General features: G+C 60.9%; 20 protein-coding genes. 1 reads left to right on the forward strand and 19 read right to left on the reverse strand.

Features of this window, described 5'->3' with window-relative positions; genetic code table 11:
- Positions 1–7 precede the first annotated feature (7 nt).
- Positions 8–631 carry an FMN-dependent NADH-azoreductase gene (locus B1781_RS16050; protein ID WP_078122100.1) on the reverse strand — a complete coding sequence of 208 codons (624 nt, stop codon included), beginning with the start codon at positions 629–631 and terminating at the stop codon, positions 8–10.
- 140 nt (positions 632–771) lie between these two features.
- Between B1781_RS16050 and B1781_RS16055 the strand changes: the two genes are divergently transcribed.
- Entirely contained in the window at positions 772–1695 is a 924-nt protein-coding gene (locus B1781_RS16055) for a LysR family transcriptional regulator (RefSeq protein ID WP_078120625.1), read from the forward strand.
- Here B1781_RS16055 and B1781_RS16060 read toward each other — a convergent pair.
- From B1781_RS16060 to B1781_RS16145, 18 genes are all read right to left on the reverse strand, one after another.
- Positions 1692–3752 carry a sensor histidine kinase gene (locus B1781_RS16060; RefSeq protein ID WP_078120626.1) on the reverse strand — a complete coding sequence of 687 codons (2061 nt, stop codon included), beginning with the start codon at positions 3750–3752 and terminating at the stop codon, positions 1692–1694. The two genes, B1781_RS16055 and B1781_RS16060, sit on opposite strands and share 4 nt — an antisense overlap.
- Before the next feature lie 412 nt (positions 3753–4164).
- On the reverse strand, positions 4165–5175 hold the full coding sequence (locus B1781_RS16065; RefSeq protein ID WP_078120627.1) for a class 1 fructose-bisphosphatase: 1011 nt from the start codon (positions 5173–5175) through the stop codon (positions 4165–4167).
- A gap of 120 nt (positions 5176–5295) precedes the next feature.
- Complete coding sequence (locus B1781_RS16070) at positions 5296–6147, reverse strand: DMT family transporter (protein WP_078122101.1); 852 nt, start codon at positions 6145–6147, stop codon at positions 5296–5298.
- A gap of 116 nt (positions 6148–6263) precedes the next feature.
- A complete protein-coding gene (locus tag B1781_RS16075) occupies positions 6264–7166 on the reverse strand; it encodes a GAF domain-containing protein (protein WP_164513425.1) in 903 nt (300 codons plus the stop codon).
- Positions 7167–7501: 335 nt separating this feature from the next.
- On the reverse strand, positions 7502–7909 hold the full coding sequence (locus B1781_RS16080; protein WP_078120629.1) for a hypothetical protein: 408 nt from the start codon (positions 7907–7909) through the stop codon (positions 7502–7504).
- A 144-nt stretch (positions 7910–8053) separates the two neighbouring features.
- Entirely contained in the window at positions 8054–8545 is a 492-nt protein-coding gene (locus B1781_RS16085) for a L,D-transpeptidase family protein (protein WP_078120630.1), read from the reverse strand.
- A gap of 47 nt (positions 8546–8592) precedes the next feature.
- On the reverse strand, positions 8593–8988 hold the full coding sequence (locus B1781_RS16090) for a hypothetical protein (protein ID WP_125932130.1): 396 nt from the start codon (positions 8986–8988) through the stop codon (positions 8593–8595).
- A gap of 205 nt (positions 8989–9193) precedes the next feature.
- Entirely contained in the window at positions 9194–11455 is a 2262-nt protein-coding gene (locus B1781_RS16095) for a hypothetical protein (RefSeq protein WP_078120632.1), read from the reverse strand.
- A 214-nt stretch (positions 11456–11669) separates the two neighbouring features.
- Positions 11670–12962 (reverse strand): adenylosuccinate synthase, encoded by a 1293-nt coding sequence (locus tag B1781_RS16100; protein WP_078120633.1) that lies wholly within the window; start codon positions 12960–12962, stop codon positions 11670–11672.
- A gap of 25 nt (positions 12963–12987) precedes the next feature.
- The gene (locus B1781_RS16105; RefSeq protein WP_078122102.1) at positions 12988–14169 is read right to left on the reverse strand and encodes an ATP phosphoribosyltransferase regulatory subunit; all 1182 of its coding nucleotides are present in this window, start codon (positions 14167–14169) and stop codon (positions 12988–12990) included.
- Between the two features lie 6 nt (positions 14170–14175).
- Positions 14176–14361, reverse strand: a complete 186-nt coding sequence (locus B1781_RS16110) for a DUF2065 domain-containing protein (RefSeq protein WP_078122103.1) — start codon at positions 14359–14361, stop codon at positions 14176–14178.
- A gap of 210 nt (positions 14362–14571) precedes the next feature.
- Complete coding sequence (gene hflC, locus B1781_RS16115) at positions 14572–15441, reverse strand: protease modulator HflC (protein ID WP_078120634.1); 870 nt, start codon at positions 15439–15441, stop codon at positions 14572–14574.
- Positions 15441–16634, reverse strand: coding sequence for an FtsH protease activity modulator HflK (gene hflK, locus B1781_RS16120; protein ID WP_078120635.1), 1194 nt, complete (start codon positions 16632–16634; stop codon positions 15441–15443). Before hflK ends, hflC begins: the two co-directional genes overlap by 1 nt.
- An 85-nt stretch (positions 16635–16719) precedes the next feature.
- On the reverse strand, positions 16720–18030 hold the full coding sequence (gene hflX / locus B1781_RS16125) for a ribosome rescue GTPase HflX (RefSeq protein ID WP_078120636.1): 1311 nt from the start codon (positions 18028–18030) through the stop codon (positions 16720–16722).
- A gap of 94 nt (positions 18031–18124) precedes the next feature.
- Complete coding sequence (gene hfq, locus B1781_RS16130; RefSeq protein WP_078120637.1) at positions 18125–18385, reverse strand: RNA chaperone Hfq; 261 nt, start codon at positions 18383–18385, stop codon at positions 18125–18127.
- Positions 18386–18614: 229 nt separating this feature from the next.
- On the reverse strand, positions 18615–19529 hold the full coding sequence (miaA, locus tag B1781_RS16135) for a tRNA (adenosine(37)-N6)-dimethylallyltransferase MiaA (RefSeq protein ID WP_125932284.1): 915 nt from the start codon (positions 19527–19529) through the stop codon (positions 18615–18617).
- Between the two features lie 44 nt (positions 19530–19573).
- A complete protein-coding gene (gene mutL / locus B1781_RS16140) occupies positions 19574–21394 on the reverse strand; it encodes a DNA mismatch repair endonuclease MutL (protein ID WP_078120639.1) in 1821 nt (606 codons plus the stop codon).
- Between the two features lie 150 nt (positions 21395–21544).
- Positions 21545–21970: a DsrE family protein gene (locus B1781_RS16145; protein ID WP_334223754.1), complete on the reverse strand. Its 426-nt coding sequence runs from the start codon at positions 21968–21970 to the stop codon at positions 21545–21547.
- Positions 21971–21991 lie beyond the last annotated feature (21 nt).

The raw sequence follows: 21991 nt of genomic DNA on the forward strand, positions 1-21991 counted from the left end.
AACCTCCCTAAGCGGCTTCGCCGGTCTGCGCCGGCAGCCATTGTTCAAGTGTATTTAGTGCGGACTGCCTCGCCGTTGCCGCGTCTCCGGCAACGCCGGCCGCACCGATCAGCCTTACATCCTCGATACCGATGAACCTGAACACCTGGCGCAGGTAGGTGCTGGCGAAATCGACCGGGCCACCGAACTCAACGCCGCCGGAAGCCATGGCCAGATAGACCGGTTTGTCGCCGACCAAGCCGAGCGGCCCCTTGTCGGTATAGCGGAATGTCTTGCCCGCACGGCAGATATGATCGATCCACGCCTTGAGAACCGATGGTATGGAAAAGTTATAGACCGGCGCGGTCAGCACGAGTGCATCGGCGTTGAGCACGGCAGCGATTGCATCGTCCGATGTGGCAAGCCGATCACGTTGTGCCGACGTGCGCTCATCGACTGCGGTGAAATTGGCACCCACCCAGTCGGCATCGATGTGCGCGACGCCGTCCGCCAGGTCGAGCGTGACGACGGTCAGGCCAGGGTTGGCCTTGACCAGCCGCTCGACGATCTCGTCGCCCAGCTCGCGCGATATCGAACCATCGCGACGCGCGCTGCTGTCGATGCGTAAAACGTGTTGGATTGGCTTGCTCATATTCATCTCTCCGCTGCGCCTGCGCGGCGCCTCATGGGTTGATGCAGCGCGGTGCACTGCCGTTGAGAAGAGATTGATTGTTTTAAGATGAGCAATAAATAGGGTTTTTCGTATTTCTCTGTTCTATTATTTGCAACAATATGGATCGATTCGCCAACATCGAGGCCTTTGTCGCCGTTGTCGATACCGGCAGCTTCAGCAAGGCCGCAGAGCGCCTCGGCGCGACCAAATCGGTCGTCAGCCGGCGTGTGAGCCTGCTGGAGAAACACCTGGGTGCGCAATTGCTGGCACGCACCACACGCAGCCAATCCCTGACTTCGGCCGGCACCCAATTTTACCAGCGCGCCGTCGCCATCCTCGCCGAACTCGACGAGGCGGAGCAGAGCCTCGAGACTGCAGCGACTGAACTGCGTGGGAAGCTCAAGGTCGCAGCCCCCCTCTCATTCGGGCTTCGCCACATGACCGGCGCGGTCAATGATTTTCTGTGCGCACACCCCGCCATCGAGCTGGACCTGGACCTCAACGATCGTGAGATCAACTTGGTCGAAGAAGGGTTCGACATGGCAATTCGCATCGGTGAGCTACAGGACTCGACGCTGATCGCCCGCCAGCTGACCACTATCCGCTTCGCAACCTGTGCCAGCCAGAGCTATATCGAACAGCACGGCGAGCCGCAAACGCCCGACGAGTTGCCGCAGCACGTCGGCCTGCACTACAACAACGTCACGTTACGCCAGGCGTGGGAGTTTCGCAGCGAGGTCGGCAGCAGGCATGCCACGATCCCCGGCATCCGCTTCAGCGCCAACAACGGTGACGTACTGATCGCGGCCGCTGCCGCAGGTCTGGGTATCATCACGACGCCGACGTTCGCCTGTGCCGACTGGATCGCCGACGGCAGGCTGGTGACGATCCTGGACGACTACTGCCGAAAGCCGATGCACATGTACGCCGTTTTTCCGCCGGGGCGTCTGACGCCCAGACGGGTTCGGGCCTTCACCGACTTTCTTGCGGGCCGCTTCGGAGAACGGCCCTACTGGGATGAGCAGATCGGGGTCGGCAACTAGTCTTCGACGTCGGCCGGTGCACGCATCAGGGTCACATAAAATATGCTGCCCTGCCCGACGGTACTGGTGACACGGATCGACCCGTTCAGCCCCTCGACGATCTTGCGGCACAGCGAGAGTCCCAATCCATTGCCGGGAAAACTCTCTCGCGGGTGCAATCGCTGGAAGGCATCGAACACGATGCTGAACGCCTCTTGCGGAATCCCCAAACCGTTGTCACGAACCTGCACGGTCACACGGCTGCCGTCCGTGTGTTCCGCATCGGTCTCGGCATCGGGGGCGATACCGATATCGATCTGCGGCGGACGCGACGAATCGCGAAACTTCATCGCATTGTCGAGCAGGTTCCAGAACACCTGGCGTAGCTGACGCGAATTACCGCGCACCACCGTCAGCGGTTCGACATTGATGGTTGCGCCGCTCTCCTTGATGTTCAACGACAGGTCTTTCTTGACCGCCGCGAGCACTGCGTCGAGATCGACCGTCTCGAAATCGCTGGTCTGAGTGCCCGCATAGTCGGCCAGCCCTTTTACCAGTTCGCCCATGTCTCTGAGCTCGTCGGTTACGTGCTGGAGCTGGGCGCGTTCGTAACCGCTCAGCGAGCTGGCGTGTTCCGCACCGAAGGCCTCACTCAAGGTTGCGATGCGCTGCAGGGGCGCCTGCAGATCCTTCGACGCCACCTGGCTGATCTCTTCCAGTTCCTGCGTCGTGCGCTTGATCGCGATCGCCTGCGAAACGATCTGCCGCTGGGCTTCGTTGTAGGCGCTCATGTCGTGCAGTATGCCGACGAACATGCGTTCATCGCCTTCGAATGACTCACCCAGTGTCAATAGAATCGGAAACACATGGCCGTCCTTGTGCCTGGCCATAACCTCACGGCCACGACCGAGAATCTTGCTTTCACCGGTCGCCAGATAATTGTGCAGGTAGCCATCGTGTGCTGAACGATCCGGATCGGGCATCAATATCTTCACGTTCTCGCCTGTCAGCTCGTTCGGTTCATAACCGAACAACGCGGTGATGGCGTTGTTGACGTCGCGGATCGTGCCTTTCTCGTCAATCGTCACCATGCCGTCGACCATGGACTGCAGGATCGCCCGCTGGCGCCCGACGCTCGCCTGCAGGCTGCGCATGAACACCGTGCTGTTGCGTTGTTCGAAGCGGCGAATCACGAACAACAAGGCGGCACTGATCAACAACAGGGTCACCACCCACGCAGCCACGTTGACGTAGATCTGGTGAATCGACTCGGCAATCTGCTCCACATCCGGCGTCACGAGCAAACGCCACTGCGTACCCGCGACATCCAAGGTGACATGGTCGGCGGCCAGTTCTTCATCCGACAGGCGGATCTCACTGCCCAAGACGTCGCGGGCGCCGCTCGCGGTCACCTCGACCAGGCCCGGATCGCGTGCGTTGACCAGCAACATGCGCATCCCCGAGTGCTGCTCACCGATGGCAAGGATCTCGGCAACGCGGCTCGGCGACATACTGACGAAAAACAGGCCGTGATTGCCGTCTTCCACCGACCACGGCGTGATCAGGTCGAAGTGGTAGGCATCAGGAACCGGATGAATGGGGGGGATTGCCGACGGCGCATCGTTTTCACGCAGCGCCAGCGCATACTCATGCATCGCCTGCTGGCAGATCGGGCCGACGAGTCCTTCGAAGTCCTCGAACAGCGGTTTGCCGTCGGTGTCGGTGATGCTGAACGCGAATGCGCCGGGAAACATGCGCTTGACGCTGGTCTGCAAGGCATCGATGGCCGGATAGTTGTCGTGAAAGGCGAGGATCTCGGTGATGACGCCGTGCTTTTCGTCAACGAAGGCGTTAAGCCTCTCCTGCTCGCGTTGGATGAAGCCGGTGATCTCACGTGCCGTCAGGTCGGCCTGTGAGCGCGCGCCAAACACCGCGGACATCTCGACCGTGCTGGCCAACAGGTAACCGTAATAGACGATCGCGCCGCAGGCAGCGAGCATCAACAGCATCGGGATCCACAGGCTGGTACCAACGAACGGACGCCGGATCTCGTTCAATGCCCCGTCGGTCGACGTCATACAGCCCTCCCGTTGCGGGAAGTCGATCGGTCCTTCGTGTGTGTCTGCATATCAGCGTATGCAGGGCACTGCCGCTCTTCCGTGCTCGCGCGGCAGCACATCGCGCTGGCTTTCGTCAGCACTGGTTCCCCCATGTTTGCACCGACGACGCCAACACCGGGCAATGCCTGGATCGAGCGACAGGTGTTTGGCACGGACACACCCCGCCCGAGGTTTGCTCCAGCGTCCGCAGTCGTTGCGGTGGATTCGAGTCAACAATGGTACCGGTTTGTCATCGAGCGGCCGCCGCCTTTGTTATGACTTGGTGACGGTCGTACCGGTCGATCCGGAGCCCAGAGTGTACCCGACTACCCGGCACAAAAACAAAAAAACGGGCCACCGGGGCCCGTTTTTCTCATCTACCGAGTACCGCCTAGTCGCAGTGGTAGCCGACCACGCGTTCGACCTCTTCGCTGGAGCCGAGAATGACCGGCACGCGCTGGTGCAGATCGTCCGGCTGAACCTCCATGATGCGCTGACGGCCGGTGCTCGACATGCCGCCGGCCTGCTCGACGACGAAGCTCATCGGGTTTGCTTCGTACATCAGGCGCAGCTTGCCGCCGGTACCCTTGGCTTTCATCTTTTCGTCGATCGGGTACATGAAGATGCCGCCGCGGGTCAGAATTCGATGCACCTCGGCAACCATCGAGGCGATCCAGCGCATGTTGAAGTCTTCGCCACGCGGGCCTTCGGCACCGGCCAGGCACTCGTCGACGTAGCGCTTCACCGGCTGCTCCCAGAAGCGCATGTTCGAGGCGTTGATCGCGAACTCGCGGGTGCTCTGCGGGATCGTCATGTTCGGATGGGTGAGGATGAATTCACCGATATCCTGATCAAGGGTGAAACCATTCACGCCGTTGCCGGTGGTCAATACCATCATGGTCGACGGACCGTACAGCGCATAGCCGGCAGCCACCTGCTGGGTGCCCGGCTGCAGGAAGGCATCCTTATTCGGGCAGACGCGCTCACCGGGGCAACGCAAGATCGAGAAGATCGTGCCGACCGAAACGTTGACGTCGGTGTTCGATGAGCCGTCGAGCGGGTCGAACGTCAGCAGGTACTTGCCGCGCGGATATTGATTGGGGATTTCGTAGATGTCGTCCATCTCTTCGGACGCCATGGCGGACAGGTGGCCGGCCCACTCGTTCGACTTCAGGAACACCTCGTTGGTGATGATGTCGAGCTTCTTCTGTGTCTCGCCCTGAACGTTCTCGCTGCCAGCCGAACCGAGCACGCCGATCAGCTCGCCCTTGTTCACCATGTTCGAGATGACCTTGCAGGCGGTCACGATGTCGTTCAGGAGTGATGTGAAGTCGCCGGTGGCGCCTTCAATCTTGCGTTGTTCTTCGATGATGAACTGCGTAATGGTAGTGCCATTGTGCATGCGCTTACTGCCCTCTACTGCTGTTGTCGGCGGACCGAGCCGGCCGAGTCATAAAATCAGGCGCGCATTCTATTAAATTTTATTTATTTCATAAACCAATAATATAAATTGCGTCATTTTTCACCTACTTTTAGTGCGGTCTTTTGCCACGATCACCAGGGCGATACCTCCGAGAATCGCCGCCGAAGCCAGTATCAAGCGCAGCGTGACCATCTCGTCGAGGAACAAAACGCCGCCGACCGCGGTTATTACCGGCACACTCAGCTGCACTGTCGCGGCCTGGGCGGCCTGCAAACCAGGCAGGGCCGCATACCAGATCGCATAACCAATTCCTGATGCCAATGCACCGGAAGCAACGGCGTAGATTATGCCGGCCGCGTCGACAGAGAGGTGGTTCATGCCCGCTACGGCCAGCACCGCCACCAGCGGCACGCTGCGGACGAAATTACCGGCAGTCGCCACGGTCGGGTCACCTCCGCCGCGCCCGCGCAGCGAATACACCCCCCAGGCGACCCCGGCGCTCAACATCAGGCTAGCAGCAAACAGCGGCGGCGCAGTCAGGCCCGGCAGCATCAAGCCGACCATGCCGGCCAAGGCGATCACGACACCGGCCGTTTGGCCGACACGCAGGCGTTCGCCGACCCACAGCGCGTGCCCGATCATGGTCGCCTGCACCGCGCCAAACAGCAGCAAGGCGCCGGTCGCGGCCGACAGATCGACATAGGCAAAGGAAAACGCAGCGGCATAGCCAAACAAGGCGAACGCCGAACCCCAGCTGCCGGCCACCGCCCGCTGACGCTTGATCACGACGACCAGCAGCCACAGCACCACGGCGCCGGAGACGAGCCGCAGTGAGGTGAACGCGGCCGGATCGATAGCGGTTTCTTTGAGTGCGACCCGGCACAAAAGGGAGTTGCCGGCGAACGCAATCATCGCCAGCACGGTCAGCGATATGACACGAACGGAAACCATCGCCATCCTCGCCCGCTAGGGGGCAGTGTTCAGAAACGGCGCGTTTTCCTCATTCGGGCGCATCCAGGCGCTTTCGGCCGCAGTCGATCGAAGATTCGTTACCGACGTGCCCGATGTTATAAAACCAACCCGACGACCGCCACCAGCCGGCAATCATCGATCACCGGCAGCAATACCAGCGGACCATCGTCTGCGCCCTCTGCCGGCGATGAGATCGACGGTCTGCCGGTGAGCCAGGCAAGGCCGCGCGTTCCGTGACCCTTGGCGAAGCTTACGTCGCGATAGATGCTGTGCAGATCCTCACCCGCTTCGGTGTGCCCGGTTTCGAATACCAGCCGCTTGCCTTCGGTATCCGGCACCCAGACCTCGAAACGCCGCGCGATCGGCGTACCGCGTGCCGAGAGAAAGGTCAGCACCTGGGTGTCACTTGCGCCATACGAGAACGGCACCGCAACGCCGGTGGTGATACCGGACTCAGCCGCATTGCGCGCCCGCAGAAAGGCGCTCGATTGACCGAGATCGGAGATGATCAGCGGCTTGCCGTCACCCCATGCGCCGCCAGGCAGCCCGCGGCCGCGCATTATCGTCAATCGACGTGAGACCCATTCGAAACGTTCAAGCACGCCGTAGTAGCCTTCGACCAGTTTCAGCTCGGTCTCACTGCCGCGGTTGCCCCAGACCTCCACCGCCCCGGTGACATCCTCGTCATCCGCGAAAAACAACACCAACACGGCCAACAGAAAGTCGCCGGCGAAGATTGGAATCGAAAGGCCACAGGCGATGCCGGCGCGCTTGGCACTTTCGGAGCGCAAAAACGCGTCGGTTTGCAGATCGGTCCAGACGAGCGGCCGCGCCTGGGCCCACGTCTGGCCCGGCAGACCTTCACCATAGGCAAAGCCCATGTCTTTGCTGGCCTCGGCAAACTCGATCAGGTCGCCGTAATAGCTGGTGCTCAGGTGCAGACGGTCGCCTTCAGGGCCCGTCTGCCAGATCTCAGCGGCTTTAACAAAAGATTTCATCACGCAGTCTCTCTCACACGATTTCGTGGCGCTGGGTGCAGGCATCCCAACGACATCGATTCACCACCATGGAAATCCCGTCGCCGATCAGCGACGAGTCATCGCATTTGAACGTCGTTCTAGATTGTTTGTGGCCTTAAGGCCTGTGGCTCTGGCTAGCAAGGGATATGCCGCAGGAAACCTGTGCGAGAAACAAGAACTTGGGGGAGAAGGCCGGTATGCCTGCGCCAAGGCAGTGCGGTAGAGCAAGCGAATACGCACCAATTTCGGTCGAACCACGCAACATACCCCTGCCGCGCCGAGATCGACCAAGGCCGGCGTGAGGAGCAGACTCGCTACTTCAGGTTCTTCAGCGACCGTGTGTCGATGCCTTTCAGTACCTCGCGCTCAAGGTGACGCTGTTCGGCCTTCTCGCTGCGCTTACGGTCGTCCACGAGGCGTTGTTGCTCAAGCGTCATGCGCAACCGACGCTCGTAGGCCTCTTCCTCCGACTCGCATTGTCGAAAACCATCCGACCAGCCTTGCGCATAGCGATGGTCGTCGTCGAAGCGGCCGACATCTTTGCGAAACTCGTCGAACATGCTGCCGCCGGCCTTCTTTCCACTATGGCAGCCATCGTCGAATCCATCGGCATAGGCCATCGGGTAGCCCTTCTTGATCATCGCTTCCTTCTCGCTTACACAGCCGGCCAGCAAAGCCGCCAGCATCGCGATACCTGCGAACGTTATGAGACTGCGCAACATATTCCTTTCCTCGACAATGGAGGGTCACGCTGCTCATTGAGGGCTGCGCTGCTGGCAAGCTTAGGCGATATTCTGCCGAGCGGGGATGCCGCCTCGCAGTTCACTATTGTGCCGACGCGCGACTTGCGCTGGAGAATCGAGCCGTCACGGATGGATGGTAATGGGCGTACCGTTTGCGACGAGCTGTCCTATCTCTTCGATTTCCTCGTTGTTGACCGCGATACAGCCGTCGGTCCAGTCACGCCCCGCAAAGAAGTGCTTGGCCCAACCGTAACCGTTCGGCAATCCATGGATCATGATCATGCCGCCCGGATCGACGCCGGCCTTCTTCGCATTGGCCTTGTCGCGGGCATTGGGATAAGAGATGTGCAGCGACAGATGGTAGCCGCTTTGTGGATTGCGGTAATCGATGACGTAATTGCCCTCCGGCGTACGCTCATCGCCTTCTTGCTGTTTGTGCCCGAACGGGTCGTCACCCAGGCCGATGGCGTAGGTCTTGACGACCTTGCCCTTCGCCAGCAGCTGCATGGTACGTTCGGCCTTGTAGACGACGACATGATCGACGCCTGCAGCCAGCACCTCGCCGGCCCACAACACCAGACAACACAGTCCGGCCAACAACTTCCCTCTCAGCATGTTTCTTCCTTGCTGTCGTAATTCACGTCCGGCAGCTGCCGCGAAATTCAGCGCTCCGGTTTTTCCCAAATGGCTTCGACGATCAGGCGCTTGTCGACCGGCCGCATACCGATCTCCGCGCGCATCGCGATGACTACATCGGCCCATAAACCCTTGCAGCGATCCGATCCGGAGCGCACCGTGTCGTTGCAATGCGCCTGCACCCAGAGTGCGTGTGCCTGGATGACTTCGGGCGAGGCGTATATGGTCAATGAACTCACCTTGCGATCATACCGCTGGCGATCGTGACCCCAGGTCGCCTCCGCAAAATCAGCCAGCGCCTGCGCTCGACTCAACTCGGCCTGCTTCTCCGCTTCAGACCAACCCACACTGAACAGCGTGATCCCCGTGGCGACCAAACCACCGAGTATCGCCGACACAATGGACGTGGCTGTATTCGACATAGGGTCCTCTCCTCAGGGCTCGACCACAGGCGCACGCACCTTACTGCTGGCCGTGCTCGGCTGATCGGCCTGTATGCCGATCAAGCCGCGGTCACGCGATGGGCATCCGGTTCGCTTGCTTCGAAGCTTGCGTCAACGAGAAGTAAAACAGACGACACGCTGTGCGATCAATGCCGCACAGCGTGTCACACGGCGGAAATGCTGCTCAGTCGTCTGACTCGACTCCCGGTTGGGTCTCTATCCCGACAGCGGCGCGGAAATGCGACAGGGCGCCGGCACAGGCATCTTTGGCGCTGCCGTCGTAGCCGTTGCCGCGCGAGCACAACAAGCGGGCACTGGCAAAGCCGAGCTCACGATAGGCTTCGAACTGCTCTTCGTCGAAGAACTGATCGCCTGTGCTCTCGTCCGGGAAGTCCGGATTCGCCGCCCGGTATGCCACCACGTCCGGTGGGACGTTCTTCAGTTGCGCGCTCTTCACGTAGATCAGAATCCCCTCATCACGCGGCAGATCGCCATCCGGCAGATAGGTAATGGTGCCGGTGACGAACGGCACTTCACAGAAACCCTCATCGGATTCCGGATGCAGGGGGTCGAGATTGATATCCACCAGCGTGCCGAAATCAGCGCGCACACGCTCGACGGCACGGCCGAGGTCGCCGAATGTCATTTCGCGATCGCAGCCGACGTCGGAGATGACGATGGTCTTGCATCGACGCCGGATCAGTTCATACAGCCCCAGGTTTTCAAAGTGACCGCCGTCGGACAGGCGGACATTCAAAGCATCTTCGTCCATCCCACGGCCGAAGACCTCACGGAATAGATACCAATACCACATCGGGCGACGATGCATCGCCAACCACTGGCGCGGATAGGTCCACATCGGTTGCTTGCTCGCCCGCCATTGCGCCGGCGACGGCGTGGTGTGGCGAGGGTTGCGAATCCAGTAACCGAGCCGGATGTTGAACAAGGTCATCAGGAACACCAACGGACGCGAGCGCGTCGCATACGAGTTGGTATCCGCAGCGGCACCGGAAATCGCCATCGCCGTCGCCAGGTTCATCGAGCCACCGACGAAGTCTTGGGTTCGCACGTATTTGGTGGCCTCGGAGCCGCAGTATTCCGGGCTGAGCAGGAAGCTGTCGCCGCCGCGTTGGCGCAGACGTGCCGAGGTCGACCCCACGGTCTGCACATTGGTACAGATCAAGTGATAGGGGTAGTCCGTCTGCGGAATGGCGTGCAGAAAGCACTGATCGGGATCTTGCGGCAAACGCTCGGCAGGATCGTCATCACCCGTCGTCGGCTCGTCGGGCACCGGCATAAAGGATTCCATCAGGCGATTGCGATAGAAGCGGTGCATCGACACGTGATTGATATTGGCGAACCATGCCAGCATGACGGAAACACCGAGCAAGGCGAGGAAACGCCAATCCCACAACAACGCCGGCACATGGGCATGCACCAGGTGATAGATCCACAGCATCACGCCAAACACCGCGAGCAACAGACCCAGGCTCAATAGACTCGAACGCCCGAGCCGGACTTCGCTGCCCTTCTTCGCGCCGAACAGGCCCGCGCCAAACGATAGCGCGCCACCGATCGAAATGCCCGACATCGCCGTCGCTTTCCATTCCTGGAAATGCGTGGCGATAAACTCGTAGACGATCGGCACACAGCCGAGCACGATGAGCGCCAGGGCATACGCGAGTAATCGCCCCAGACCTTCGCGCATCATGCGCTGCGCACTCGCACTGCGGATCTTCGAGCCTCGCCCCAGACTGCTGACGATGCCGTAAACCAGCACGGAAACACCGAACAGGGCCGCGGAGAAAACGCCCAAGCCGAGCGCGATATCGAAGGTATTGAAACACGGCGGCAGCCAACCGTTGACCGAAGCCTGAGTGCAATCCGGCACCGAGACCAAAGGCGTTGCCAACAGCGCGACCACCAGCACCAGCACCGGCAGCAGCACCGCCATCGTCGTCAGACTGCCGGCCACAATCGCGGCGATCAGCGACCACAGGTTCAACCCGTCGCCAGGGATCAGATAACTGCCGTGCGCGCGCAGATACTGTAAGCGGTTGCGCACCTCGCCGCGTCTCTCGACCGAGTCCTCGTCGTGTGCGATATAGGGAAAATCGCGACCGAGCACGCTGGCGAACCAGGTCATACTCGCGCCGACATAGCCTCCGCCTGAAACCGTCGACAGGTAATCGACGTGACGCAACACATCGTAAAACCGCAGCCCCTGCAGCAGGCCGAGATTGAAAACGGCCGAGCGTATACCTCCGCCCGACAGCCCCAGACCGACAAGATCCTCCGGGCGCTGCGCCGGCTCATCGTCACTTTGATCCTTATCGCTCAGGCCGGCGAGATAACGCCTGCGGTGGATACGCCGCCATTCGGCGAACTGAATGTCTCGCGCGCTGTAATGATGCGTACGGATGTCGTGCGGCACTTCTGTTGTCATTATGTTTCCCCCTGGAGCCATCCTTGGCCATGACCCATCCCCGGGTCGGGTTCCCTGAAACTTGTTGCTTTTGTTAATGGCAAGTCTAGCGTGCGAATCTCGCGCGACTACCCGAACGGAAGTTTTCCTACACGATGTTGCTATTTCGGCGCATCAAAAAACCCCGCAATCGAACGATGGCGGGGTTTGATGTTTCATCGACCGAGGATTGCGATCAATCGAAGGGATGTCGCAGCACGATGGTTTCGTCACGATCCGGGCCGGTCGAGATGATATCGATCGGCGTTTCGCATAACTCTTCCACCTTGCGCAGATAGTTGATTGCCGCTTCGGGCAACTCGTCGCGAGACTTGAGTCCTACGGTAGATTCCTTCCAACCCGGCATCTCGATGAACACCGGCTCGCACTGTTCGAAACGATCGGCACCCACCGGCGGCGTGTCGGTTTCCTGGCCGTTGAGCTTGTACGCGATACAGATCTTGACCGTATCCAAGCCATCGAGCACATCCAGCTTGGTGATACACATACCGGTGACGCTGTTGATCTGCAGCGAGCGTTTCAGCGCGACGGTATCGAGCCAGCCACAGCGGCGCTTACGCCCAGTGGTGGCGCCGAACTCGTGACCCTTCTCGCCCAGATGATTGCCGTCGTCGTCGAACAACTCGGTCGGGAATGGACCCGCACCGACACGCGTCGTGTAGGCCTTGACGATACCCAGCACATAATCGAAATCGCACGGACCAACACCGCTGCCTGTTGCCGCACCGCCGGCCGTGGTGTTGGACGACGTGACGTAGGGATAGGTGCCATGGTCGATGTCGAGTAAGGCACCCTGTGCGCCTTCGAACATCACGCTGCGCCCCTGACGGCGAAGACCGTGCAAGGTGCCGGGCACGTCTTCGATCATTGGCTTAATCTGCTCGGCCTGTGCCAAAGCCTCGTCCAGGACCTGCTGATACTCCACCGTATCGAACTTGAAGTAATGCTCGAGGGCGAAGTTGTGATACTCCATGACCTCGCGCAGCCGGTCTTTGAAATGCTCGGCATCCAGCATCTCACCGAGGCGGATACCACGACGCGACACCTTGTCTTCGTAGCACGGGCCGATACCGCGACCGGTGGTACCGATTGCCTTCTTACCGCGTGCGGCTTCGCGCGCCTGATCCAAGGCGATGTGATACGGCAGAATCACCGGGCACGACTCGCTTATACCCATGCGGCCTCGCGCGTCAACGCCACCCTGTTCGAGCATGTCGATCTCTTCGAGCAACGCACTGGGCGACAACACGACACCGTTGCCGATCAGGCAACGCACATCGCTGCGCAGAATGCCCGATGGAATCAGGTGCAGGACCGTCTTGCGTCCCTGAATAACCAGGGTATGGCCGGCATTGTGCCCCCCTTGAAAACGCACCACGGCGTCGGCCTTGTCGGTCAGCAGATCGACGATCTTGCCTTTACCCTCATCGCCCCACTGGGTGCCAATGACGACTACGTTCTTACCCATCGGTTCATCTCTTTCCGGTTGACGGCTAAAGCGGGACGACGTCCCATTGTTCAGCCTGTTTTTCTAATCGATGCGAGCAACCCATCTCTGCGGGGTTACCTTCCTGGCCAGGCAAGGCGCGGATCACGACCTGCCCTGCTGCACGCAATTCAGCGATCTTCCTATTGAGCGCGGGTTCCAACTCGCTCGGCGCCAATATCGCGCCCTGCAGAACCTGCGGCGACCAGCTGCCCAGGCGCATCAGCGTCTTGAGGTCGGCGCTGAAACCAGTCGCCGGTCGCGCCCGACCGAACACCTCGCCAATCTCGTCGTAACGGCCGCCGCGCGCGACCTCCTGGCCCTCGCCGGGAACGAACGCCGCAAACACCACGCCCGTCTGGTAGTGATAGGCACGCAGCTCGGCCAGATCGAAATGCACGGGAAGGTCGGGCAGATAGGCACGCAACTGCGTGGCGACGGCTTCAACATAATCGATCGCATCGCCCACGGCCGCCGGCGCACCGGCCAGCACCTCGCGCGCGCGCGGCAGCACATCGGCGCCGCCGTTGAGGTCGGCAAGCGACAACAGCATGCGGCCAAGGTCCGCATCGACCCCGAAACCTTCGACCAGCGCGCTAATCTCAGCCGCCGCCTTGCGTTGCAGCGCCTCGAACAAGTCGGCTTCCTGACTCTGCGTCAGACCGGCGGCCTGCGCCAGCGAACGGTAGATGCCGACATGCCCCAGGTCGAGATAGACATCCTTCAAACCGGCTTGGCCCAGTGTTTCCATCATCAGGCAGACGATTTCCACATCGCTTTCAACGCCGGCGTGACCGTACAACTCCGCGCCGATCTGCAGCGGGCTGCGCGAACCGGAGAAACCGTCGGCGCGTGTGCGCAACACGCTGCCGATATAACAAAGACGGGTCGGCGCCTCGTGACGCAGGCGGTGAGCATCGATGCGCGCTGCCTGAGGTGTGATATCGGCGCGCACGCCGAGCTGCCTGCCGCTGACCTGATCGGTGAGCTTGAAGGTCTGCAGCTCAAGGTCGCGGCCGGTGCCGGTGAGCAGGGATTCGAGATACTCGATGAACGGCGTCATAACCAGTTGGTAGCCCCAACCGGCATAGCAATCGAGCAGGTTGCGGCGCAGCGTCTCGAGCGTCCGCGCCTGTGCGGGCAGCAGTTCGTCAATGCCGTCGGGCAACAACCAGGTGTTGTTTTGCATCATTCGTTAGCGCACCAGATACAGCAGCAACAGGCCCGCCACCATGGTAAACAGGCCGGCATTGCGCAGTGCCTTGTCATCCATGTCGCTGACCGTTTGCATCATCTTGCGGAAACCTCGTGGATTGACGAAGGGCAGGATACCTTCCAGCACCAGCATCAGGGCCAATGCGACCCAGAGATCGTCCCACATCGTTCCATCCACAAAAAAGCCGGGGTGTTCACCCGGCCACATTCGATTCGACCTTGGTTGCCGGCCGATAAAACCGGACACCAACAGCCGAAATTTTCCCAGATCACCCGCGAATTGTCCACGCGGCCCGTCGCTGAACGGTGCACAAAGCAAAAAAGCCGGGGTGGATCGCCCCGGCTTTGATTGCGTGCCGAATCTGGGTGATTCGGGTTACTGCTTTTCGGTGCCGAAGTAGCGGAAGAACTCCGAATCCGGATCCAGCACCATCATGCTGCCGCCGTCTTTGAAGACATCACGGTAGGCACTGAGGCTACGCCAGAATGCATAGAACTCGGGATTGCTCTCGAACGCGTTGGCGTAGATCTCGGCGGCTTGCGCATCGCCGTCACCGCGCAGCAGTTCCGCGTCGCGGTAGGCGTTCGACACAATCTCGATACGCTGCCTGTCGGCGTCGGCCTGGATACGCTCTGCGGCCTCCGCACCTTGTGCACGCAGCTCGGCGGCGACCCGGTGACGCTCGGTGCGCATACGTTCGTAGATGTTCTCGCTGATGTCGTCAGAGAAGTCGATCTGCTTGACCCGCACGTCGACGATCTCCACGCCGAGGTCGGCGGCCTGCTCGTTGGCGTTGCGCGCCAGCGTGGCCATGATCTCGGTGCGCTCACCCGACACCACTTCCTGTACCGTGCGTTTACCGAATTCGTCACGCAGTGCCGCATTGATCCGTGCAGCCAGCAGGCGTGATGCCGTGTCGGCGCTGCCGCGGGTCGAGCGGAAGAACTGGGCGACATCGGCGATCCGCCACTTGGCGTACGAGTTGACCACCACAAATTTCTTTTCGATGGTCAGAAAACGCTCGGGGTTGGCGTCCAGGGTCTGGATGCGCTTATCGAACTTGACCACTTCCTGGATCACAGGAACCTTGAAGTGCAGGCCGGGCTTGAAGTCGGCGTCGACGATCTCACCGAGTCGCAGCAACAGTGCCAGCTGTGCCTCGCGCACCACGAACAGCGACGAGCTGCCGATCACCACCAGCAGCGCCAGCACGATCAGAATGACAATACCTTTACCGGAATTCATTAACGGTCCCTCCGCGAGCGATCGAAGTTACGGCTGTCGCGAAAGCTCGAACGCGAGCTTTGGTCGGACGACGTCGAACTCGTGGTCGGCATGCGGCTGACCGACGGACTGTTGGTCGTCGATTCGCTGCTGCGCTGTTGCGGTGGCTGGATCATCCGATCGAGCGGCAGGTAGGTCAGGTTGCTGCCTTCTTTCACATCGAGCAGCACCTTGCCGGTATTCTTCAGTACGTCCTGCATGGTTTCCAGGTACAGGCGCTCACGGGTCACGCGCGGTGCCTTTTCATACTCGTTCTTCAGCGCAAGGAAGCGCTGCGACTCACCTTCAGCCTCGGCGACAACCCGCGCCTTGTAACCTTTACCGTCTTCGATCAGGCGTGCGGCCTCACCGCGGGCACGCGGCACGATGTCACGCGCATAGGCCTGGGCCTGGTTCTGCAAGCGTTCCTTGTCCTCACGTGCACGGATGGCGTCGGCAAACGCCTCGGCCACGGCCTCCGGTGCCTCGGCGCGCTGAATATTGACGTTGGTCACTTTCAGGCCCGTCTTGTACAGATCGAGCAGGGACTGCGTGCCGTCCTGCACGGATACGGCAATAGCACTACGGTTCTCGGTAATGATGTCGTCCAAGCGGCTCTTACCGATGACCTCACGCAGGCTCGATTCCATGGCGCCATGAATGGTGCCCTGCGGATTGGCGTCCTGGAACAGGAAGTCTGCCGCGTCTTGGATACGGTACTGCACCTCGAGCGTGACGTCGGCGATGTTCTCGTCCTTGGTCAGCATCTGGGCACGGTGCTGGAATTTGTTCACCTGGTCGACATTCACGACGTCGACGGTGTCGATGAACGGTAGCTTGAAGTGCGGACCGGGAGCCGTCACCACATGGTAGGCGCCGAAGCGTGTCACCACGCCGCGTTCTGCGGGCTCGACGATATAAAACGAATCCATTGCCAGGACCACGATCACCGCGAGAACAACGATGATGCCGACGCCGGCGAAACTGCCGCCGCCAGACGAACCGCCGCTGTCGCCCTCGTCACCGCCTCCGCCGCCACGACGTTTGCCGCCGAACAGCCCTCCCATCTTGTCCTGCAGTTTGCGGACAACTTCGTCGAGATCCGGAGGTCCCTGGTCACCACCCTTGTTATTCCAAGGGTCGCGATTGCCCCCACCCGGTTCATTCCAGGCCATGCATTACTCCCGTGCGCTGGTTCAATTCGATGTCATTAGGCGATTTATCGCGGCGATTCTACCAACAGTGCAGGGCGAAAGCCCATTACCCTGTTTGGTCAAACGCCGGCGGCTGGTCGCGCCACTGCGCTGCGAGGACGGATTCACGCTTCCTCAAGCGCTCGAAGTCCTGACGCCTGAGCTCCACTTCGAGTTCCCAACCCCCGTCACTGGCGTGGTTTTCACTGACGATGGCGCCCTGTTCGAACAGTAAGGCGCGCAGTCTACCGTCAGCCGGGCCCAATGAAACCCTCGTATTGATAATGTCGCTGCGGAACCAGTCGGCCAGCGCCCCCAACAGCAGCTCCACCCCCTGACCGGCCGCCGCAGACAGCCAGACGCGCTGCGGCCTGCCATCGGCATCCCGGTCAACCCGGGGCTCGGTGCCCGGTAACAGGTCGATCTTGTTGTACACCTCGATGCGCGGCACTTCGTCGGCGCCGATCTGCGCCAGGACATCCTCGACTTCGGCGATCTGTTCCGCCCGCTGCGCGCTGCTCGCGTCGACCACGTGCAGCAGCAGATCGGCCTCCACGGTCTCCTGCAGGGTGGATTTGAACGCAGCGACCAGCTCGTGCGGCAGGCGCGACACGAAGCCGACCGTATCCGCCAAAATGAGTGGCGCGCCGTCTTCGAGTTCGACCCGGCGGAGCGTCGGGTCGAGCGTGGCAAACAATTGATCGCGGGCGTACACCCCGGCCTCGGTCACCCGGTTGAACAGGGTCGACTTGCCGGCGTTGGTGTAGCCGACCAGGGAAACCGTCGGTACCTCGTTGCGGCGCCGCGAGCGACGCCCCTGCTCGCGCTGGCTGTCGACCCGTGCCAGGCGCTTGCCGATCTGGTCGATTCGTTGATTGAGCAGGCGGCGGTCGGTTTCGAGCTGGGTCTCACCCGGTCCGCGCAGGCCGATACCACCTTTTTGACGTTCCAAGTGGGTCCAGCCACGCACCAAGCGGGTCGACAGGTGGCGCAGTTGCGCCAATTCAACCTGCAGCTTGCCCTCGTGAGAGCGGGCGCGCTGGGCGAAAATATCGAGAATCAGGCCGGTGCGATCGAGCACACGGCACTCGAAGACCTTTTCGAGATTGCGTTCCTGGCTGGGTGACAAGGTGTTGTCGAAGATCACCAACTCGGCGCCCAGTGCCAACACCTGCTGGTGTATCTCTTCGGCCTTGCCGCTGCCGACATACAGCTTCGGATCGGGCACCTTGCGCTGACCCGAGATCAGGGCGAGCGGCTGCGCGCCCGCCGAGCTCGCCAACTCGGTGAACTCCTGCAGTTCTTCGGGTCGTGGGGCACCGTGCAGACCGACGTGCACGAGTACGGCTTTTTCGCCGCTTTGCGGACGTTCAAACACGACTGACGGTCACGTAGTTTTCAGCCACGCAGAACTCGTCGGCCCCGAGCCGGGGCTCGAGGTCGGACGCAGCAGTTCGGGCGAAAAATCTAAGTCAGGCGTTACCGGGTTCGGCCTCACCGTCACTATCACCATGCGCGTGCTGGATGCGCACATTGCGCGCCGGCACGACTGTCGAAATAGCGTGCTTGTATACCATCTGGCTGACACTGTTCTTTAACAGGACAACGAACTGATCGAACGATTCGATGGTTCCCTGCAACTTGATTCCATTCACAAGAAAAATAGATACCGGAACGCGCTCTTTGCGCAACGCGTTTAGAAACGGATCCTGAAGGCTTTGTCCCTTTGACATGGAGAGGGCTCCCTAGATTTATTTTGTTTAGGTTTAATTTGTCTTTACGCCAAACAACTCAGTGCGTAGATACGGTGCAGCGCTTCAGTCCAACTTGGCCAGCGCCACTGCACCAATCGATCCCTGTGTGTGCGATGCATGAAAACTATAGCACAGCGATTTACTCCGATAATTGGATTTATTAGCCGTCTCTTGGCTTTAGACCCGCTTCACAACATCACTTATGAAGTCAGCTCGGCGTAGCTTTCCCGCTTGAATTACTGATGATTGTCATTGCCTGTTTCAATACATCGCCAGCCTCGTCCAACCAATGACAATCTTTCTCACTACGCAACCAGGTCATTTGCCGCTTGGCCAGTTGGCGGGTCGCCGCCTGGCCTTTTTCGACCATTTCCTCGCGACTAAATTCCCCACGCAACCATGCCCACACCTGACGGTAACCGACCGAGCGCATCGACGGCATATCCGGATCGAGGTCACCCCGCCCCACCAGCCGCTCGACTTCATCGACAAACCCCTGCTCGAGCATGCGCACGAAGCGGTCGTTGATGCGCCGGTGCAGCTCGGCTCGCGACGCCGGACAACGCACCAGCTTGATCGCCTGGAACGGCATCCCCTCGCCCGGACCACCCTGCAACTCGCTCAACGGCTTGCCGGTCGCCTCGAACACCTCGAGCGCACGCAGGGTTCGTTGCGGGTCGTTGCGGTGGATGCGCTGCGCAGCGACGGGGTCGACCGACGCCAGGCGGGCATGCAGCGCCGCCAGGCCGTCTGACTTCAGCTCGCGCTCGAGGCGTTCGCGAATCGACGCATCGGCCGACGGCAGTTCGGACAGGCCATACTGCAGCGCGCGAAAGTACAACATGGTGCCACCGACCAACAAGGGGATTCGGCCACGTTGTGAGATTGCCGCCATCTCGGCCAGCGCATCCTGCCGAAAGCGGGCTGCCGAATAGGCCTCTGCCGGGTCGCAGATATCGATCAGGCTGTGCGGCGCCGCGGCCAGCTCTTGCGCTGACGGCTTGGCGGTACCGATATCCATGCCGCGATACACCATGGCCGAATCGACGCTGATCAACTCCACCGGCAGGTGCTCGCGCAGCGCGATCGCCAGGTCCGTCTTGCCCGACGCGGTAGGCCCCATCAGTAGAATGGCGGGCGGCAATGCGTTGGTCGCCGGCAAGGTGTTCAACGTCCGCGCAAGAACAGCTTGTCGAGCGACTGCATGTCCATCTGCGCCCAGGTCGGGCGACCGTGATTACATTGACCGCTGCGCTCGGTACTTTCTATATCGCGCAGCAGTGCGTTCATCTCCTCGATGCTCAGTCGGCGATTGGCACGCACCGAGCCATGACAGGCCATCGTCCCCAACACTTCATTGATCTGTTCGAGGATACGCCGGCTACTGCCGTGCACCACCAGGTCGGCCAGTACGTCGCGCATCAGGCGCTCGGCGTCGGCATGACGCAGCAGCGCCGGAAGGGCACGTACCACAAGGCTCTGATCGCCCAGGCGATCGACCTCCATACCCAATTCGGCAAACACCGCCGCATGCTCTTCAACCAGGTCGGCTTCGCGTTGGCTGACCGCCACGCTGACCGGAACCAGCAAGGGCTGACTCTTGATGCCCTCACCTTCACGCGCACGTTTGAACGCCTCGTAAGTGATGCGCTCGTGCGCCGCGTGCATGTCGACCACCACCAGGCCATGCCGGTTCTGCGCCAGCACATAGATGCCGTGCAACTGCGCAATAGCGAAGCCGAGCGGATGCTCGTCCGTATCGGCGTCATCGGCGGACTCGGTTGCTGTGTGCGCCACCGGCGTCGCCGGCGGCGTCTGCCATTCCTGCGCCGCGCGATAGGCCGCGCGCTGCTCGCCGACCGCCAGTCGCATCGTCGCCTGACGGGGCACCGCCTGTTCAATCGAACCGCCCGCCTCTGCACGCAGACCGAACTCCGCCGCACGCGCCTCGGTCGACGCCGGCTGGGTGACGGCTTGGTACTCTTCTGCCGTCACTGCAGGTTCGGCAAGCACCTGGTGCAACGTGCGAAACAGAAAATCATGCACCAGGCGGCTCTCACGGAACCTCACCTCGTGCTTGGTAGGGTGCACATTGACATCGACCAATGCCGGCGCAAGTTCCAGGAACAACACGAAGGCTGGATGGCGGCCGTGGTACAGCACATCCTGGTAGGCCTGACGGACCGCATGGGTCACGAGCTTGTCGCGCACCATCCTGCGGTTGACATAGAAATGCTGCATGTCGGCCTGGCTGCGCGAAAACGTCGGGCGCGCCACCCAACCGCTCAGGCGCAGACCGGCTGCCTCGTGTTCGAAGAACAAGGCGTCTTCGAGAAAGGCCGGGCCGAGCAGGTCTGCAAGGCGACGCTCACGTGCCACCCGATCTTCGGCCCGCTTCGCGCAGAACACCTCGCGACCATTGTGCGTCAGCACGAACGTTACATCGTGGCGCACCAGGGCAAGGCGTTTCACGACCTGTTCGAGATGAACGAATTCGGTCTTGTCGGTGCGCAGGAACTTGCGCCGCGCCGGGGTGTTGTAGAACAGATCGCGCACGGTTACCACCGTGCCTTGAGACAGCGCGGCAGGCTGCAGCTCGCCGCTATCGGGCTCGTATTGCCAGGCGCGGTCGGCATCTTGTGCGCGTGATGCGAGTGTCAGTCGCGAAACCGAGGCGATCGCCGGCAATGCCTCGCCGCGAAACCCCATGCTGGCGATCCGGTCCAGGTCCTCGAGCGCATTGAGCTTGCTGGTGGCGTGACGTGACAACGCCATCGCAAGGTCGTCGCGTTCGATGCCGCCACCGTCGTCGGTGATGCGGATCAGTTTGACCCCGCCCTGCTCGACATCTACCTGCACCCGGGTTGCGCCGGCGTCCAGGCTGTTTTCCATCAGCTCCTTAACCACCGAGGCCGGTCTTTCGACCACCTCGCCGGCGGCAATCTGGTTGACGAGTTGACTGGGTAAGGCGTGTATTCGTGACGACATGGCGGCATTCTGCCATTGCCGTTCGGCGCTTGACCACCGCCAGCACGCCGGGTTGTTCGGGCCTCTGTTTCAGCCCGTGCGGCAAACGCCGGGCGTAAAAAAGCCCGCGCAAGCGCGGGCGAACCCTTCCATATCTTCAGAGGAAAATCATTAGGGCCTGATGTAAGACCAGCCCTGCTCCTGGCGTTCGACCAGATGGATCACGCCGGACGGGACCATCTCGGCCTCGGCCATGAGCTTGACGTCTTTGCCGGCTTTGGCCGACATCTTGGCCAGCGTGTTGGAGCACGCTTTGAAACTGACGTTGTCGTAATTCTGCTTGATCGAGGTGACTCGATCGCCGACCGGCGACTTGCCGGGCACCAGCATGGTCAGTCCCGGACCGTAGGCAACAATCTCGACTTCGACCTCTTCGCCCTTGTCCAGATAGTACTTATTGATATTTGAGGCGTTGTTGAGGACCAGGTTTTGGCGTGCTGCGTCGGCTTCGTCGACGTGCAGAACGATACGATGGGCGTCAGCCGCGTACGCGCTGGCCGCCACCAACATCAGCAGTGGGAACAGTAGGAACCGCATTTTTATCTCCATCTCTTTTGA

It is taken from the genome of Thiosocius teredinicola, assembly GCF_002009425.1.
Lineage (GTDB): Bacteria > Pseudomonadota > Gammaproteobacteria > Chromatiales > Chromatiaceae > Thiosocius > Thiosocius teredinicola.

Excerpts from the sequence above, each read along its gene's own strand:
- B1781_RS16050 (WP_078122100.1), bottom strand. The coding sequence starts at position 631 with ATGAGCAAGCCAATCCAACACGTTTTACGCATCGACAGCAGCGCGCGT.
- B1781_RS16055 (WP_078120625.1), top strand. The coding sequence starts at position 772 with ATGGATCGATTCGCCAACATCGAGGCCTTTGTCGCCGTTGTCGATACC.
- B1781_RS16060 (WP_078120626.1), bottom strand. The coding sequence starts at position 3,752 with ATGACGTCGACCGACGGGGCATTGAACGAGATCCGGCGTCCGTTCGTT.
- B1781_RS16065 (WP_078120627.1), bottom strand. The coding sequence starts at position 5,175 with ATGCACAATGGCACTACCATTACGCAGTTCATCATCGAAGAACAACGC.
- B1781_RS16070 (WP_078122101.1), bottom strand. The coding sequence starts at position 6,147 with ATGGTTTCCGTTCGTGTCATATCGCTGACCGTGCTGGCGATGATTGCG.
- B1781_RS16075 (WP_164513425.1), bottom strand. The coding sequence starts at position 7,166 with ATGAAATCTTTTGTTAAAGCCGCTGAGATCTGGCAGACGGGCCCTGAA.
- B1781_RS16080 (WP_078120629.1), bottom strand. The coding sequence starts at position 7,909 with ATGTTGCGCAGTCTCATAACGTTCGCAGGTATCGCGATGCTGGCGGCT.
- B1781_RS16085 (WP_078120630.1), bottom strand. The coding sequence starts at position 8,545 with ATGCTGAGAGGGAAGTTGTTGGCCGGACTGTGTTGTCTGGTGTTGTGG.
- B1781_RS16090 (WP_125932130.1), bottom strand. The coding sequence starts at position 8,988 with ATGTCGAATACAGCCACGTCCATTGTGTCGGCGATACTCGGTGGTTTG.
- B1781_RS16095 (WP_078120632.1), bottom strand. The coding sequence starts at position 11,455 with ATGACAACAGAAGTGCCGCACGACATCCGTACGCATCATTACAGCGCG.
- B1781_RS16100 (WP_078120633.1), bottom strand. The coding sequence starts at position 12,962 with ATGGGTAAGAACGTAGTCGTCATTGGCACCCAGTGGGGCGATGAGGGT.
- B1781_RS16105 (WP_078122102.1), bottom strand. The coding sequence starts at position 14,169 with ATGCAAAACAACACCTGGTTGTTGCCCGACGGCATTGACGAACTGCTG.
- B1781_RS16110 (WP_078122103.1), bottom strand. The coding sequence starts at position 14,361 with ATGTGGGACGATCTCTGGGTCGCATTGGCCCTGATGCTGGTGCTGGAA.
- hflC (WP_078120634.1), bottom strand. The coding sequence starts at position 15,441 with ATGAATTCCGGTAAAGGTATTGTCATTCTGATCGTGCTGGCGCTGCTG.
- hflK (WP_078120635.1), bottom strand. The coding sequence starts at position 16,634 with ATGGCCTGGAATGAACCGGGTGGGGGCAATCGCGACCCTTGGAATAAC.
- hfq (WP_078120637.1), bottom strand. The coding sequence starts at position 18,385 with ATGTCAAAGGGACAAAGCCTTCAGGATCCGTTTCTAAACGCGTTGCGC.
- miaA (WP_125932284.1), bottom strand. The coding sequence starts at position 19,529 with ATGGGGCCTACCGCGTCGGGCAAGACGGACCTGGCGATCGCGCTGCGC.
- mutL (WP_078120639.1), bottom strand. The coding sequence starts at position 21,394 with ATGTCGTCACGAATACACGCCTTACCCAGTCAACTCGTCAACCAGATT.
- B1781_RS16145 (WP_334223754.1), bottom strand. The coding sequence starts at position 21,970 with ATGCGGTTCCTACTGTTCCCACTGCTGATGTTGGTGGCGGCCAGCGCG.